The organism is Paenibacillus sp. LjRoot153, assembly GCF_964253085.1.
Lineage (GTDB): Bacteria > Bacillota > Bacilli > Paenibacillales > NBRC-103111 > Paenibacillus_E.
In genome coordinates this window covers 5,274,956-5,291,038 of sequence record NZ_CAXUQH020000001.1, presented here as the reverse complement: position 1 = coordinate 5,291,038, position 16,083 = coordinate 5,274,956, and the positions used below count along the sequence as shown (strand labels likewise).

The window sequence follows — 16,083 nt, the reverse complement described above, 5'->3', positions numbered from 1 at the left end:
GCCATGATTTTTTCCTTCGATAGGGGTGTAGACATGGGTTTTAATGTGAATAGTAAATCTACGTTACGGCTGGAGGGGCGGGTTGCCATTTGTCAGCCAGATCATTTGGCAACGCCGGTTCGTCATGCCTTGGATATGCTGACAAGAGATATCAGGCACGTGCTTGGTACGGAGCCCATTTATGTAAATAAGCCATCCGACGCTGAGATCGTCATTCGTTATGCGTCTGAGCGTGATGGCTGTGCCGTGCATCCAGAAGCTTTCGCTCTACGATATACGCACGATGGAGAGAAGTCGCAGCTACATATCGTTGCAAATGATCACTTGGGACTCGTTTACGGTATCTTGCATGTGAGTGAAACGGTTTTAGGAATTCATCCATTCTGGTATTGGATGGATCAGCCGATTCAGACATGCACGTCGATCGATGTGACTGGCGAGCCGTTGGATTCACCAGTTGCTACAGTTAGATTTAGAGGGTGGTTCGTCAACGATGAGGTATGTCTCATTGGATGGAAAGAGGCTTACCCACCTTCGCTTGAAGTATGGTTGCCGGTGTTTGAAGCGCTGCTTCGCTGCGGTGGAAATATGGTGATTCCGGGGACGGATCTACCGAAGACAGGCATTCATTTGGAGCTAGCAGCAGAAATGGGGTTGTGGATTACCCATCACCATGCGGAGCCTTTGGGCGCAGAAATGTTCCTCAGAGCTTATACAGGGAGATCAGCCAGCTATAAAGAGGCTCCAGAATTATTTGAAAAGCTATGGCTGGAAGCCATTGAGAAGCAAAAGGATCAAAATATTCTGTGGGTACTCTCCTTCAGAGGTCAGGGGGATAAGCCTTTTTGGGAGAATGATCCATCCTTTGATACACCAACAAAGCGTGGGGAAATGATTTCCCGTGTCATTTATCGCCAATACGAGATGATTAAGGAAGCCGTTGATAACCCCGTTTATTGTGTAGCGTTATATGGAGAAATTGCCGAGCTGTACAAAGGCGGGTATATCGAATTGCCTCCTGATGTGATCAAGATTTGGGCCGATAACGGGTATGGCAAAATGGTTTCGCGCCGGCATGGGAATTTGAATTTGCGGATGCCAGCGCTGCCTTCTGCGGAAGATGGTGGTCAGCATGGTATCTATTACCACGTGACCTTCCACGATCTTCAAGCATCGAATCATTTGACAATGTTCCAAGGCTCGGCTGCCTTTGTGAAGGAGGAAGTGGAAAGCGCTTTTGAAGCGGGGTGTACCGATTATCTCCTGCTGAATTGCGGGAATATTCGTCAGCACGTGTATATGCTTGATATTATTCGTGCGTTATGGCTTCAAGGAACGATGGATACGAAGACTCATTTACATACGTTTGTTAGTCGCTATTATCCAAGTCATCAGGAAGAAATAGTCGAATTGTATCGCACCTATACAGATGCCTCCATTGCTTATGGGCCTCATGCTGATGATTTGGCTGGGGACGAGTTTTATCATCATCCCGCGAGAAGATTAATAGGGCATTGGCTGCAAGGGCGCACAAGTGAAGCGGACCGCGGGTTGCTGTGGGCGACGGGAGAAGTAAGTTTCGATGAGCAAATAGCGTGGTTCGAGCAGCGAGGCGAAGCGGGGCATGCTACTTGGTCGAAATGGGTTCAGCAATGCGAGGCGCTGCTCAACAAACTGGATGGAGATGACAAGCAGCGAGTTCTTGACCACTTGTGGTTGCCAGGCGTCATTCACCAGACGGGTTCGGAAGGCTTGCTCTGGCTATGCCGTTCCTATACGGCTGCTCGCAGTGAGCAGTATGCGCAAGCTTTCGTATTTGCTTCGGAGTCGATGTGGTGCTATGACAAAGGCTTGCAAGCACTTCGCTTGGCAGAACAAGGCAAATGGGCGGATTTCTATCGTGCCGATTGGCTAACGAACATCGCAAATACCGTTAATAATGTAGATACACTGCGCCGATTCCTGCGCATGCAGGGGGATAGTCCAGACTTTTTCCACTGGTACAAAGAATACCTCATGCCAGAAACGGAGAAATATATTTACTTGGAAAACACACATCGGAATCCACTTTCGGATGATGAGCTTGCTATACAACTGCAGCACTATTTTCATAAACAAAAATAGCTTAATTTGAACCATTCTTTATTCCGACGTATAATAACAGGACTTCTAGATAAAGGATGATGGAATTCATGAAAGACAACGATGGAAGAGTCTATATCCGATTTCTGGATGTAAGTGACACAGAGGATATGCTGAACCTCATACTGCGTAATCGTGAATTATTCGAGGGCGTATGTCCTAAGCGCAATGAATCATTTTATACAAGCGAAGTCCAAGCGAAGAGCATTGAAAACAGTATCAAACAAAAGGAAGAAGATAAACGATATGCTTTTGGCATATTTCTAAAAGAAACACACGAACTCATTGGTGATATATCGCTTTTTGAGGTGCAACGTGGGCCGCACCAGAAGTGCATACTCGGCTATAGCATGGACCAAGCGCATAATGGAAAAGGGTACATGACAGAAGCGATTCAACTTATCATGAAATTTGCATTTGAAGAAGTAGGCTTACTGCGTGTAGAAGCAGGTGTCATGCCGCGTAATGTGGGGTCGATGCGTGTTTTGGAAAAAGCGGGCTTCCAGCAAGAAGGACTGGCTCGCAAGTTGTTGGAAATTAATGGCGTGCGTGAAGATCATGTGATGTTCGCTATGCTGGCTGAGGATTATTTGGATGGTTCGAAATGATGATGATCATACTTGAAATTTAAAGTGGTAGCTCTAGACTAATTCTTAGGTCTGGAGCTATCTTTTTTACCACAATATGAGGAGCTGGCGGGGCCTTTTCAAGTATTTGCTGTAAAAGAAGGAACGAATGCACTGATCGAAGTATTTTCATCTGATGTATTGTCTTCAGCCAACGCCTTAGGGGCAGCAAATAATGGCGCTGACCGACATCTACCTACCATGATGATACTGCCGGAAAAAGGTCGATGGCGTTTACTTCCCTATGTTCACGGTCGATTGCTGCATTCTATCGTGGTCGATGTAAAGTAATGTTGGCTGAGGATCGCAGATCCACGACGAATTAGGAAGTTGTTGCGAGGCAGTGGAACGGTTTTGTTTATTTATTGCGAGTATGCAGTGGGCGATGGATGTTGTTGGAGTGTGAGATGCGCACCTAGATGAATTAAAGCTGGCTAACGGACACATCAGTCCTTATTTGCTCCAAACCAGTGGTTTTGATATCCTAACGGACACAAACGCCGCTATTCACTAGAATTTTGCTTGTTTCGTGTTTTCTGGTGCAAATAACAGCAGTTGTGTCCGTTAGATTCGGAGAAGACTCTTTCCGATCCAAATAGCGTTTTTCTTGTCCGTTAGAAGATGGAAGAATCTGAATAAGAGATGTAAACCGTTATACTCATAGTGACGAAGGTCTATGTAAAACCTAACTAAAACGCACCTTCAAAGCAACTCTCCAACCTCAAAACAAACCAAATGATTATCATCTGAGCTAGGGATTATTCCTGGTTAAAGAGACCTATTTTTATAATGAAAAGTTAATTTATGTAAAAATGATTATTGCTGCACCTGGTAATCACTGGATATAGTCGGATAGTGACTTGGATACAGGCTAGTTCCTCTTTGAAGCCGGGAGAAATAGGGATGAGGGGGTGTCTGATTAACGGCTTAGCATCACTTTAACGTGGCAGTATGAAAAAAATGTTAACGTGTTCATTAAGCAAGAAATCACTTGAAGGAGGAAATTCAATAATGAAAAAGCTTAAACCTGCGCATACCCTAACAGCACTAGTAACATCCTCGCTGATTGCTGGCGTGTTGGTCATTCCATCTGTCTTTGCAGCAAATCTACTTAGCGACAATTTCAATGATGGGGATGCAAGCGGCTGGTCGGCGCAGAATGGCACATGGACGGTGGTGCAAGACAATGGCTCTTATGTGTATCGCCAAACCAGTTCAAATGAAGGACGTACATCAGCGGGTAATGCTTCTTGGACGGATTACGCTGTTGAATCCAAAGTCAAAATTGATAATTGGAATGGAACCAATCGAGCGTATGTAGCGGGGCGGTATCAAGATGGAAACAACTTCTATGCGGCATCTTTGTATAACAGCAATGGAGGGAAGCTTGAAATTCGCAAAAAAGTAAGCGGTTCCACAACGACACTGGCAACTTTGGATTATCCACTTACAGTAGGAACTTGGTATACCGTCAAGTTAGAACTTGCTGGATCGACAATTCGTCTGTATGTGAATGGCACCTTACAGCTTACAGCAACAGATACGAGCCTAAGCTCAGGTGGTATTGGTTTAGTTGGCTATAAAGCGGCGGTAAGCTTTGATGATATCCTTGTTTCGGATAGCGCTGGTTCGACAACGCCCCCTTCACCGACGCAATCGCCGTCACCATCACCATCAACTTCTCCGTCGCCATCTCCATCACCTACGCCTCCTCCAACGGCGGGCGCGGTCTATGTGGATCCGAATGGTTCAGATAGCAATCCTGGGACATTGGCAAGCCCAACGACATTGAGTTCAGCGCTCACGAAGGTAGCTGCCGGCGGTGTCATATATTTACGTGGTGGAACGTATAGCTACAACAGTCAACTTACAATTGATCGTACGAATAACGGGACTGCGAGCGCGATTAAGCAAATCCTGCCTTATGGATCAGAGAAGCCTGTCTTAGATTTCTCCTCACAGAGCTATAATGTAGCAGATGTATCCCTTAATGCAAGAGGATTACAAGTAAATGGCAGTTACTGGACGATTAAGGGGCTCGAGATTAAGGGAGCCGCTGATAATGGTGTATACGTAGCAGGTAATAACAATCGTCTGGAGAATTTGGATGTCCACGATAATCGGGATACAGGCGTTCAGCTTGGTCGATATGCTTCAACGGCTACTCGTAGTGAGTGGCCAGCAAACAATAACATTGTGAACGTGTACTCGCATGACAATTTCGATCCCGATAACGGAGAAGATGCGGATGGATTTGCTGCTAAGCTGACCACGGGACCTGGCAATGTCTTTGATGGTTGTATTTCGTCTTACAACACGGATGATGGTTGGGATTTGTATACCAAATCAGATACGGGTCCGATCGATCCGATCACGATTAAGAACAGCGTGGCACATCATAACGGTCAAACGTCATCAGGGAACTCGACAAGCAGCAGTGACGGGAACGGCTACAAATTAGGCGGGGAACAAATAGCAGTCAACCATGTTGTGATCAATTCCGTAGCCTATCTCAATAAAAAGCATGGATTTACGTTTAACAGTAACCCTGGTTCCATTTCGCTCACGAATAATACATCATTTAGTAATGGTGAAGGCAATTTTACTTTTGACACCGGCACACATACGTTCACGAATAACTTGTCTTACAAAGGAACTTCGAGTGACAAGACGAGCGGAACTGATGTAGCTAGCTCGAATGTTTGGTGGAAAAGCGGTAAGAGTACCAATGCTGCAGGCCTCCTAGCGAGTGATGCAGATTTCGTAAGTCTAACGCCAACGCTCACACGGAATGCCGATGGTTCTCCGAATTTAGGCAACTTCTTGAAGCTTGCCACCGGCAGTGATTTGATAGGCGCGGGAACACCTAGCGGAACTAATATTGGCCGGAATTAATCTGAAACAACAGCAGTTAAATTGCTGAAATGGTTAGGGGCTTACAGAATTAGAAGCGAAATTCATGAACAAGAACCGTCTGGGTGGATTGATGACCTAGACGGTTCTTTGTGCAATAAGCAGTTCCCCATCATAAAAAAAGACATAGTGGTGTAAATATGGACAATGACAATGGGGAACAAGGGAAGTATCATCAAGTCGAACGTATCTTGATCAAAAGAAGGAGAGTGGTGCTATGCTTCACAAATTTCTGCCTGCACCTGTGAACGGAGGCTTCCAAATGGATGACTATTGGGTCTGGTGCGGATCCGCCGTTAAAGGCGAAGATGGCAAATTCCACATGTTTGCCTCGAGGTGGCCGAAGTCACTTCCAATGCATCCAGGTTGGCTTGTCCAGTCGGAGATTGTTCGTGCTGTTGCTGATCAGCCCGAAGGGCCCTATTCATTTCAAGAGGTAGTTCTGCCTGCACGAGGTGCCGAATATTGGGACGGTCGCAGTACTCATAATCCGCATATTGTTAAGCATAAAGACAAGTATTTATTGTTTTATATGGGGTCAACGCATCCCTTTTCTGATCCAATTGCTGGAGATGGATATGGTCTCCAAGATCCACGATGTATCGTAGCTCGAGCGAACAAGCGCATTGGATTAGCGGTATCGAACAGCATAGATGGACCGTGGGTGAGACGGGATGTTCCTATTTTATCTACAAGGCCAGGGAAATTCGACAGCTTCTTAACGTCCAATCCTGCACCCTGTGTAGAGGAAGACGGTTCTGTGTTATTGATTTATAAAGCTAGACAATATGAAGGGCACGAGCATGGGAAAATGACGTTTGGTGTTGCGCGTGCGTCACATTACGAGGGCCCTTATCAGGTGATGAGTGAAAATCCGCTATTTCCGCCTGACGTTCATTTGGAAGACCCTTTCATTTGGCGAACAGAGGACGGTTATGAAATGATTGCTAAAGATATGGACGGGAATTTGTGTGGTGAAAAGTATGGTGGTGTACACGCGTCTTCGACGGATGGCTTGAAGTGGCATATTCATCCAACACTCGCCTATTCCAGAAACGTGAGTTGGGATAACGGGGTCACACGAACAATGGGCAATTTGGAACGACCTTTTCTATTCTTTCAGGAGGGCAAACCGACGCATCTATTTGCAGCTACATCGGATGGTACCAAGGGCTTCCATGATGCCTCACAGACTTGGAATATGGTAATTCCGATAGCCATTAATGAATAACAACGTAATGAGGGGATATAGTTTCGATTTTGAAGATGAATTCACGATTGTGATGATGCTTATTTTCCGGGATTTGTATTAGATTGGAGGAGAGTGCAAGCGCTCAATACGAATGGAAGGAGTTCAAAGTTTAGAGAGGATGATTAATTGTTTCAAAATGGAAATCAAAATCTAGGGAGGATGTATTTATGGGGAAAAGTAAAAAAGTAGGTATTGTTATGCTATTAATTAGTTTGTTTCTTACCATGATTCCTTTCGCTGGTTATGCGGCAGACGCGAAATTCACGGTCGCGGCATCTGGGGTGACGGCAAGTAGCGATGATGGGAACGTGCCGGCCAATACAGTGGATGGAAGCTTAACGACACGTTGGTCTGCTAGCGGAGATGGGCAGTGGATTAAATATGATCTGGGCTCCGTGAAAAAAGTATCTTTCATTAAAATCGCTTTTATTAGTGGGGATACGAGAACCTCGAATTTTGATATTCAAACGTCTACAGACAATATTACTTTTACAACGGTTCAGGCTAACGTGACGAGCAGCTTAAATACAAGCCTGCAGACCTTTGATTTTCCCGACGTAGACCCAGCTCGTTATGTGCGGATTGTCGGACATGGCAACTCTGTGAACTTATGGAATAGTTATACGGAGGTAGAAATTTACGGCGACACTTCTGCAAGCGCTTCCGCAGACGCGAAGTTCTCTATCGCTGGAGCTTCCGTAACTGCAAGTGCGGATGATGGCAATGTGCCTGCAAACACAGTGGATGGCAACTTAACCACTCGCTGGTCTGCTAGCGGCAACGGACAATGGATTAAGTATGATTTAGGCTCGAACGTCAGGGTTGCCTTTATCAAAGTCGCTTTTATAAGCGGAGATACGAGAACCTCCACGTTCGATATTCAAACATCCACGGATAATGTAAATTTCACGACGGTTCAGGCCAACGTGACGAGTAGTTTAAATACAAGTTTACAAACGTTCGACTTCCCAGATGTAGCGTCAGCCCGTTATGTGCGAATTGTTGGGCACGGCAACTCCGTTAACTTATGGAACAGTTATACCGAGGTAGAAATTTATGGTGATGTCCCAGTGATTCCGGGTGTTTCTGTTTCCACATCCGCACAGTTAACAACCGCCTTAAGCAATGCAAGCGCAGGAACGACGATCGTGCTAGCCAATGGGACTTACTCGCAAACAGGACCTTTTGTCTTGAGTAACAAAAATGGTACTGCGAGCAGCCCAATCACGATCAAGGCAGCTAATTCAGGTCAGGCAATCATTTCTGGCGGTGCCTCACTTCAAATTCAAAATTCGTCTAATGTCGTTATTGAGGGATTGAAATTCACAAATTTAGGTAATACAGCCCTTCTTTTAGATGGTTCCAATAACATTCGTGTGACCAGAAATCTATTCGCTCTACAAGCAACAGGCGGAACCCTCATCTGGCTGCAGGTAAGTGGCGTCAATAGTCATCACAATCGAATTGACCATAACGACTTTGGTCCGAAGAGTGACACAGATCCGCTTATTGCCTATCAAGGTGACGGTAACGGAAACATTTCTCAGTATGACGTCATTGAATATAATTATTTCCATGATGTAGGTCCATGGGTCGCCAATGGCAAAGAAACGATACGACTTGGTTTATCAGGAATCTCCTTGTCCAATGGGTATAATACGATCCAGTACAATCTGTTTGAGAACTGCGATGGCGAACCAGAAATCGTTTCAGTGAAAAGCAGTAATAATACGGTTCGCTATAATACCTTCAAGACATCCAAGGGTGGACTCACCTCAAGACATGGGCATAACAACTCCTTTTATGGAAATTATTTCCTAGGTGATGGCGTAGAATCGGAACAAGCAGGAATCCGCATTTATGGCAACGATCATAAGATCTACAACAATTACATGGAGAATCTGACGGCTAACGCTATTATTCTTGATAACGGCAGCTATGATGGTGGTACGGGTGGATATCCTTCAAATCCATCAGCGGATGACTTGAAAGAACAATGGAAAATTTACCGAGCGCAAGTCGTCAACAATACGATTGTAAATAGTACGACGGGAATTATTGTTGGTTCTACTAAAACATATGCGCCTCAAGACAGTAGAGTGGCTAATAATATCGTCAGAAATACCACGGGTACCTTGTATAATGAAGTTGGGACCACCAACACGGTATTCGAGGGGAACATAGGATACGGCAGCACAGTAAGCAATAATGGTTCGAGAACCGCAGCCCAAATTTGGGGAACAAATCCGTTGTTCACAACGGTAAATGGGGTGCAAAAGTTGTCTTCAACTAGTCCGGCGATAAACGCTGCAGTAGGGAGTTATGCGTATGTGACAGAGGATATGGATGGGGAAGCACGTTCCACTACTGACATTGGAGCAGACGAACGGTCTACAAGCACATCCTTTGGGAAACATCCACTGGTCGTAACAGAGGTTGGACCCAATGCGCCATAAGTAAGGCGTTTTGTAAAATAATTCTATTTTTTATTTCGAGGCTGTCCCTATGGGGGCAGCCTCTTTGCGATGCTAACTATTTCACGCATTTATTGTCATTTGTATAGGGTCATGAATAACATGTTATAGATGCCTAAGCCTACGGGATATAAGAAGAAAGGATATGATCGTTAACAAATGAAAAGGACATATAAGGTCAATGAGATCGCACGTTCTATTAGAAAAACGCAAGCGACTGTCGTGGAATGGTCCAAACAATTTGCTGAATTTCTTCCGACCACCACTGTTGGAGGAAGCTTGAGATATACGGAAGAAGCTCTCGAGGTCTTTCGAGTGATTGCAAAAATGAGAGAAGCGAATAAGTCACTTAAGATGATAAACGAACAATTACAGGAAATGAGCCAGAAAGGAATTCGTACGTCTAATGGTGAAGAGAACCTTGTCTCTCCTTCACCTGCGAGTGTTTCGGAATTGAACTTGCCACTTGTAGAACAAAAAGCGAATTCGCTTGTAAGCAATGAAATCTTGGAATTACGTAACTTGATACAGATTTTAACGCAAAAAATAGATGCCAATAAAACGCCGAGGCGTACAAACGAACAAGTAGATGATAGTCCAATGGTTGGTATATCTTCAATTTCAAGTGGTAGACAAGTAGCGCCAACTAAAAATTACGTCAACGTTCTGTTCGATGAGCTTTCGAATGAAGTCGCGGAGCTTCGAAATATTGTTCTTACATTTATGGAAAAGATGATCGAAGTTACGAAGGATGCTAATCAAGATGACCGGTTTACAAACATGGCTGACTCATTAAATCTTCAATTTAATGGCATTTCCGATGAAGTAGCAGAACTGCGTAATATCATCAAGATTTTTACTTACAAAGTTGCTGAGGTGATTGAACAAGATGACAGCAGCGAAGTTGCGGCTAATGTTGATGTATTAAACATACAATATAAGAGTGTTTCTGATCAGGTTAATGAATTGCAGCATGTGCTCTATAGCGTTCAACCTAAGCAGTTAGAAACTCTGGAGCACGATCTCAAATCTGGCATGCTTACAGCGACAAAAGAGCTGCAGAAGCTGCAGGAGCAGCAAGAACAGCAACTTGAAAAATACACGAAATTAGAAGGAGAAATCCAGGATGTCTCTACCTTTCAGCCCAAGATGACTGAAGCTCTGGAGCAAAATCTCAGGGGTGAAATGCTTGCTTCGACAAGTGAGTTGCAAAAGCAACTTCATGAAAGTGTCTCGAAGTTGAAACAAGAGCTCCAGGAGCTCAGTAGCGTTCAGCCCAAGATGACAGAAGCTCTGGAACAAAGTCTAAGGGGAGAAATGCTTGCTTCGACAAGTGAGCTGCACAAGCAACTTCATGAAAGTGTCTCGAAGTTGGAACAAGAGCTCGAGGAGCTTAGTACCGTTCAGTCCAAGATGTCAGAAGCTCTGAAGCAAAATCTCAGAGGTGAAATCCTTACTTCGACAAGTGAGTTGCATAAGCAACTTCATGAAAATGTCTCGAAGTTGGAACAAGAGCTTGAGGAGCTTAGTACCATTCAGTCCAAGATGACAGAAGCTCTGAAGCAAAATCTCAGAGGCGAAATCCTTACTTCGACAAGTGAGTTGCATAAGCAACTTCATGAAAATGTCTCAAAGTTGGAACAAGAGCTCGAGGAGCTTAGTACCGTTCAGTCCAAGATGACAGAAGCTCTGAAGCAAAACCTCAGAGGTGAAATCCTTACTTCGACAAGTGAGTTACAAAAGCAACTTCATGAAAATGTCTCGAAGTTGGAACAAGAGCTCCAAGAGCTCAGTACCTCTCAGCCCAAGATAACAGAAGCTCTGGAACAAAATCTAAAGGGTGAAATCCTTACTTCGACAAGTGAGTTGCACAAGCAACTTTATGAAAATGTCTCGAAGTTGGAACAAGAGCTCGAGGAGCTTAGTACCGTTCAGTCCAAGATGACAGAAGCTCTGAAGCAAAATCTCAAAGGTGAAATGCTTGCTTCGACAAGTGAGTTACAAAAGCAACTTCATGAAAGTGTCTCGAAGTTGGAACAAGACCTCCAAGAGCTCAGTGTTGTTCAGCCCAAAATGACAGAAGCTCTGGAACAAAATCTCAAGGGTGAAATCCTTACTTCGACAAGTGAGTTACAAAAGCAACTTCATGAAAGTGTCTCGAAGTTGGAACAAGAGCTCCAAGAGCTCAGTACCTCTCAGCCCAAGATAACAGAAGCTCTGGAACAAAATCTCAAGGGTGAAATGCTTGCTTCGACAAGTGAGTTACAAAAGCAACTTCATGAAAGTGTCTCGAAGTTGGAACAAGAGCTCCAAGAGCTCAGTACCTCTCAGCCCAAGATAACAGAAGCTCTGGAACAAAATCTCAAGGGTGAAATGCTTGCTTCGACAAGTGAGTTACAAAAGCAACTTCATGAAAGTGTCTCGAAGTTGGAACAAGAGCTCCAAGAGCTTAGTGCCGTTCAGCCCAAAATGACAGAAGCCCTGGAGCAAAGTCTCAGGGGTGAAATGCAGGCAACGACAAGTGAGTTAAAGAACCAACTTCATGAAAGTATCTCGAAGATGGAGCAAGAACTCCATACCATTCCACCCAAGATTACAGAAGTTTTGGAGCAAAATCTCAGGAATGAAATGCATGCAGTTACCTATGAATTGCGAAAGCAGCATAAGGAAAGTATCACAGAATTAGAGCAAGAAATGCGTAATAATTACGCGATCAATACTCAGAAATTAAATGATCTAATAGATGAAGCAGTTAACAAGCAAGTTGTTTCAAATGAAGAATTACAAAACAATCGATTCGACAATATATCGATACAATTGTCTTCCCAACAACGTTTGCTTGATAAGCTTGCCAAATTTTTAGGTATTTAAGTGCTGAAGGCAACGAAACGCCACACGAACTGTGTGGCGTTCTTTCACATGCAGACGCTAACTGCATATTTGAGCCAAAAGGATGCACTTTCGCACAAATTTATTTATGTTCAGCCATTATTCCCGAAAATAAGTGTACTTGAGCATCTTTGACCATTTACGCTAAAGTAGAACTAGTAGAAGATCATTTCGCCTAGCCCTGTAGAGTGCGAAATGGTAAAATGATTGCGTGGTAGAATATAAAAATGATGGAGGAACTACCTGTGCAAGTGACCATTGGTAAAATAAGTGAAATCAATAGATACCCGATTAAGTCATTCGCAGGTGAGCGATTGACATCTTGCCAGATTGAAGCCTATGGGATGCTAGGGGATCGGTTTGGGACCTTTTATGATGAATCCAAATCGGGCTGGTGGCGATATTTTACGGGACGAAATATGCCTAATATGTTAACCTATCAAGCAAGTTATCATGATGGGGATATCCGTATAACAGCTGCTGATGGGCGAATATTCGGATGGGATAAGGAACTATTGAAAGAAATGCAAAGTCAAACGAAGACTCCCCTTACAATGTCACGATTAATGGAGGCGCACCCGGAGCATCCACAGCTGCTTTCCGTTGATGGTGCCAGCATTCTTCTTATTACAGATTCTAGCTTAAGAAAACTCGAGAGCCTGCACGGCAAGGACTTGGATCAACGTAGATTCCGTGGCAATTTCGTGGTCGCGTTAGATGGCGATAAATGCACCGAAGCGGAGTGGATAGGTCGACAGATTGCTATAGGCGAAGTACAATTGCAGGTAGACAGCTACTGTGAGCGATGTGCGATGATTACGATCGACCCCGATACGCAGGAGAAGGATTCTTCACTACTCAAAAAAGTAAACGAAGGCTTTAACCTGCAGTTTGGTGTCTATGCTTCTGTCGTTAAAACTGGTCAAATTCGATTAGGTGATTCGGTCAAGTTACTGTAATTCAGCATCAGTTGGAACGGTTATGGACAGTCCAGTTAAGTGAGGTATACGCATGGAAAGAAAATATTGGGTTCCAGCACTGGAAAGAGCACAAGATGTTCTTCAGTTAGTAGCGGATCAGCCTTCTAAACTTAGGTTGATGGATTTAAGCGGTGCAACGGGGATTAATAAGAGCACGATGTTTTCGCTTTTACATACGATGGAGACGTTGAATTGGGTCGTCAGAGAAAAAGGGGATACCTATGTGCTCGGCTCCTTTTTCGGTGTCATTGGCAACGCCTATTTTGCTGGCATGTCGCTAGTGAAGTTATTTGAGGAGAAAGTTGCTCGTTCCGTGGAGCGACTCGGCGAAACCTTTCAGTTGGCTAGATTAGAGAAAGGTGAGCTCGTGTATTTGGCCAAAAAAGAAGCGCCAGCGCAAGTTCGTCTCATCTCTGAGCCTGGCATGCGTTTGCTTGCATACGCGACGGCCATGGGGAAGGTATTGCTGTCTGCTTTGGAGGATTCGCAGGTACTCGCCTTGTACGAAGAAGGCAGCTATCAAGCTTTTACTCCCAATACAGTTCGAAGCGGAGAAGAACTGCTGGAACAGCTTCGAATCGTAAGAAAGCAAGGCTACGCTGTGGATCAAGAAGAAATCGTGCTCGGCTTCTGCTGTTTGGCCATGCCGATTGTCGATCGGAGCGGGAAGTGGATAGCGGCGGTTAGTTGCTCGATGCCAGTTCATCAATGGACCCATAAACAAGATCTGGCGAAGGAAGAGATTCAGCTCCTCGCACATGCGTTATCGGCAACTGTGCCGCTGTAGCTACAAGATGAAGTTCAGATTTTACTAATTGCATAATGGTATAAACCAGTTAACATCCGGGCATCGGGTTGTATCTGGTTTATTTTGCGTTGACGCAATTGATATCGGATGATAGACTTAGTTTATATTATTTATAAAACTAAGTTTATTATAATAAACTACGAGGTGAAACCAAATGAGATTACAACATAAAGTAATCCTGATTACAGGTGCTGGATCAGGCATCGGGCGAAGCACAGCGCTTCTTTTTGCCCAAGAAGGAGCACATGTGATCGTCAATGATTTGGATGCGGTCAAAGGTGAGGAAACTGCTTCCGAAATTCGAGCTAACGGTGGAGAGGCGCTCTTCCTGCAAGCTGATGTGACGGATCCTGATTCGGTCAAAACAATGGTAGACCGAGCAATCGAAGCATGTGGACGAATTGATGTACTTTTTAATAATGCGGGAATAAGCGGTGTTGGTGCTCTGCATGAGTTAGAACCGGAGCAATGGGATCGCGTCATTCGTGTCAATATTCGCGGAGTATTCCTGCCGTCCAAATATGTCATCCCCCATATGATGGAGAGACGCAATGGGTCCATTATCAACATGTCCTCCTGTATTGCAGAGATTGGATTAGCGAGACGCGCATCCTATGCAGCTACCAAAGGTGCTGTGCTGGCATTGACGAAATCCATGCAGGTCGATTATGCTCCCTACCAAATTCGGGTGAATGCCCTGTTGCCTGGCACGATTTTAACACCTTTTGTTGAGAATTATTTGAAAACCTCTTATGATGATCCTGAGGCTGCCATTGCCGCTCTGAAAAGTAGACAACTTAGCAATGAACTCGGAACGCCAGAAGATGTAGCGCAAGCTGCCTTATTCCTAGCATCCGATGATTCCAAATTCATGATGGGCTCTCCCTTGTATGTTGATGGTGGCGTTGTGTTCGGTAAGAATGCGTAAATAAAGGACCCAATTTCCAATTATTCGAAAAGAGAGGATGTTAACTTTGAAACTAGTCACAATTGATCATTCCGGTAGTAATCATCTTGGTGTGAAGTTAGACAACAATGTATTTGATATAACAGAGGCATTGAAAGCGTTCCCGGAGGAAGGGATTCCAACGGATGTCATGTCCGTCATTGCGAACTCTGAAGCTGTAATTCCTCAGCTTGAACGTTATATTGCAAGAGTTCTTGAAGGGGCAGCAGGCGAGGGAAATCCATACCTTCTGGATGAATCGCAAGTGAACTACGGTCCGTGTGTCACCAATCCGGGTAAAATCATCTGCGTTGGCTTGAACTATCGCAAGCACGCCGAAGAAACGAATGCCGCAATTCCGCAGTATCCAATTTTGTTTAACAAGTTCAATAATACGATTGCCTCACCTGGCGATGATATTCCGCTTCCGAATCGTGTCACGAGTCAGGTTGACTATGAAGCTGAGCTTGTAATCGTCATTGGAAAACAGGCGAAATATGTGTCCAAGGAGCAGGCATTAAGCCATGTATTTGGATATTGCAATGTGAATGATTTATCTGCGCGTGATCTGCAAATGCGTACACAACAATGGCTGTTGGGGAAATCCTGCGACAAATTCAGTCCGCTTGGTCCGTATTTGGTAACGGCTGATGAAGTCGGTGATCCGAATCAGTTGACTATTACTTGCACGGTGAATGGTGAGACGAGACAGAATTCTCATACATCGGATATGATTTTCCACTGTGATGAAATCGTCAGCTATATTTCCCAGCATATGACGTTGTCGCCTGGTGATATTATTTTGACAGGAACGCCTGAAGGGGTTGTGCTCGGTAAGCCTGTAGATCAACGTGTTTATTTGAAGCATGGCGATGTGGTTACGATTGAAATTGAAAAATTAGGTGCGTTGACGAATCGTATGGTGGATGAGCACGTATAGCTGATTTCGTAGATCGCATTATAGTGAGAGAAAGAGACAGCCTGCGGGTTGTCTTTTTTCGTTCTTATTCATTGTTGTCATTAAGACCCCAAGCCCGAACCCAACCTCCTCAT

The 16,083-nt window shown here is 44.5% G+C and carries 10 protein-coding genes and 2 pseudogenes; all 12 read left to right on the top strand.

Annotated elements, in window-relative coordinates; genetic code table 11:
- The first annotated feature begins 33 nt into the window (after window positions 1-33).
- The 12 genes and pseudogenes from ACSQ8P_RS23125 to ACSQ8P_RS23070 all read left to right on the top strand — a co-directional run bounded on the left by ACSQ8P_RS23125 (window position 34) and on the right by ACSQ8P_RS23070 (window position 15,970).
- Window positions 34-2,124: a glycosyl hydrolase 115 family protein gene (locus tag ACSQ8P_RS23125; protein WP_436237326.1), complete on the top strand. Its 2,091-nt coding sequence runs from the start codon at window positions 34-36 to the stop codon at window positions 2,122-2,124.
- A 68-nt stretch (window positions 2,125-2,192) separates the two neighbouring features.
- Complete coding sequence (locus ACSQ8P_RS23120; RefSeq protein WP_436237325.1) at window positions 2,193-2,750, top strand: GNAT family N-acetyltransferase; 558 nt, start codon at window positions 2,193-2,195, stop codon at window positions 2,748-2,750.
- Window positions 2,751-2,909: 159 nt separating this feature from the next.
- Window positions 2,910-3,059 carry a hypothetical protein gene (locus ACSQ8P_RS23115; protein ID WP_436237324.1) on the top strand — a complete coding sequence of 50 codons (150 nt, stop codon included), beginning with the start codon at window positions 2,910-2,912 and terminating at the stop codon, window positions 3,057-3,059.
- Window positions 3,060-3,719: 660 nt separating this feature from the next.
- Window positions 3,720-4,370 (top strand): annotated as a pseudogene (locus ACSQ8P_RS23110) (family 16 glycoside hydrolase); the annotation flags it as partial.
- A 117-nt stretch (window positions 4,371-4,487) separates the two neighbouring features.
- Window positions 4,488-5,663, top strand: a pseudogene (locus tag ACSQ8P_RS23105) (right-handed parallel beta-helix repeat-containing protein); the annotation flags it as partial.
- A gap of 235 nt (window positions 5,664-5,898) precedes the next feature.
- Window positions 5,899-6,912 carry a glycoside hydrolase family protein gene (locus tag ACSQ8P_RS23100; protein WP_436237323.1) on the top strand — a complete coding sequence of 338 codons (1,014 nt, stop codon included), beginning with the start codon at window positions 5,899-5,901 and terminating at the stop codon, window positions 6,910-6,912.
- A gap of 188 nt (window positions 6,913-7,100) precedes the next feature.
- The gene (locus ACSQ8P_RS23095) at window positions 7,101-9,389 is read left to right on the top strand and encodes a chondroitinase-B domain-containing protein (protein WP_436237322.1); all 2,289 of its coding nucleotides are present in this window, start codon (window positions 7,101-7,103) and stop codon (window positions 9,387-9,389) included.
- A gap of 177 nt (window positions 9,390-9,566) precedes the next feature.
- Window positions 9,567-12,278 (top strand): MerR family transcriptional regulator, encoded by a 2,712-nt coding sequence (locus ACSQ8P_RS23090; RefSeq protein ID WP_436237321.1) that lies wholly within the window; start codon window positions 9,567-9,569, stop codon window positions 12,276-12,278.
- Window positions 12,279-12,523: 245 nt separating this feature from the next.
- Complete coding sequence (locus ACSQ8P_RS23085; protein ID WP_436237320.1) at window positions 12,524-13,255, top strand: MOSC domain-containing protein; 732 nt, start codon at window positions 12,524-12,526, stop codon at window positions 13,253-13,255.
- Between the two features lie 52 nt (window positions 13,256-13,307).
- Window positions 13,308-14,063, top strand: coding sequence for an IclR family transcriptional regulator (locus tag ACSQ8P_RS23080; protein ID WP_436237319.1), 756 nt, complete (start codon window positions 13,308-13,310; stop codon window positions 14,061-14,063).
- 175 nt (window positions 14,064-14,238) lie between these two features.
- The gene (locus ACSQ8P_RS23075) at window positions 14,239-15,012 is read left to right on the top strand and encodes an SDR family NAD(P)-dependent oxidoreductase (RefSeq protein ID WP_436237318.1); all 774 of its coding nucleotides are present in this window, start codon (window positions 14,239-14,241) and stop codon (window positions 15,010-15,012) included.
- A 46-nt stretch (window positions 15,013-15,058) separates the two neighbouring features.
- Window positions 15,059-15,970, top strand: coding sequence for a fumarylacetoacetate hydrolase family protein (locus tag ACSQ8P_RS23070; RefSeq protein WP_436237317.1), 912 nt, complete (start codon window positions 15,059-15,061; stop codon window positions 15,968-15,970).
- The last annotated feature ends 113 nt before the right edge of the window (window positions 15,971-16,083 follow it).

Bases quoted from the DNA above. Each gene is read 5' to 3' on its own strand.
- ACSQ8P_RS23125 (WP_436237326.1), top strand. From the start codon at position 34: ATGGGTTTTAATGTGAATAGTAAATCTACGTTACGGCTGGAGGGGCGG.
- ACSQ8P_RS23120 (WP_436237325.1), top strand. From the start codon at position 2,193: ATGAAAGACAACGATGGAAGAGTCTATATCCGATTTCTGGATGTAAGT.
- ACSQ8P_RS23100 (WP_436237323.1), top strand. From the start codon at position 5,899: ATGCTTCACAAATTTCTGCCTGCACCTGTGAACGGAGGCTTCCAAATG.
- ACSQ8P_RS23095 (WP_436237322.1), top strand. From the start codon at position 7,101: ATGGGGAAAAGTAAAAAAGTAGGTATTGTTATGCTATTAATTAGTTTG.
- ACSQ8P_RS23090 (WP_436237321.1), top strand. From the start codon at position 9,567: ATGAAAAGGACATATAAGGTCAATGAGATCGCACGTTCTATTAGAAAA.
- ACSQ8P_RS23085 (WP_436237320.1), top strand. From the start codon at position 12,524: ATGATGGAGGAACTACCTGTGCAAGTGACCATTGGTAAAATAAGTGAA.
- ACSQ8P_RS23080 (WP_436237319.1), top strand. From the start codon at position 13,308: ATGGAAAGAAAATATTGGGTTCCAGCACTGGAAAGAGCACAAGATGTT.
- ACSQ8P_RS23075 (WP_436237318.1), top strand. From the start codon at position 14,239: ATGAGATTACAACATAAAGTAATCCTGATTACAGGTGCTGGATCAGGC.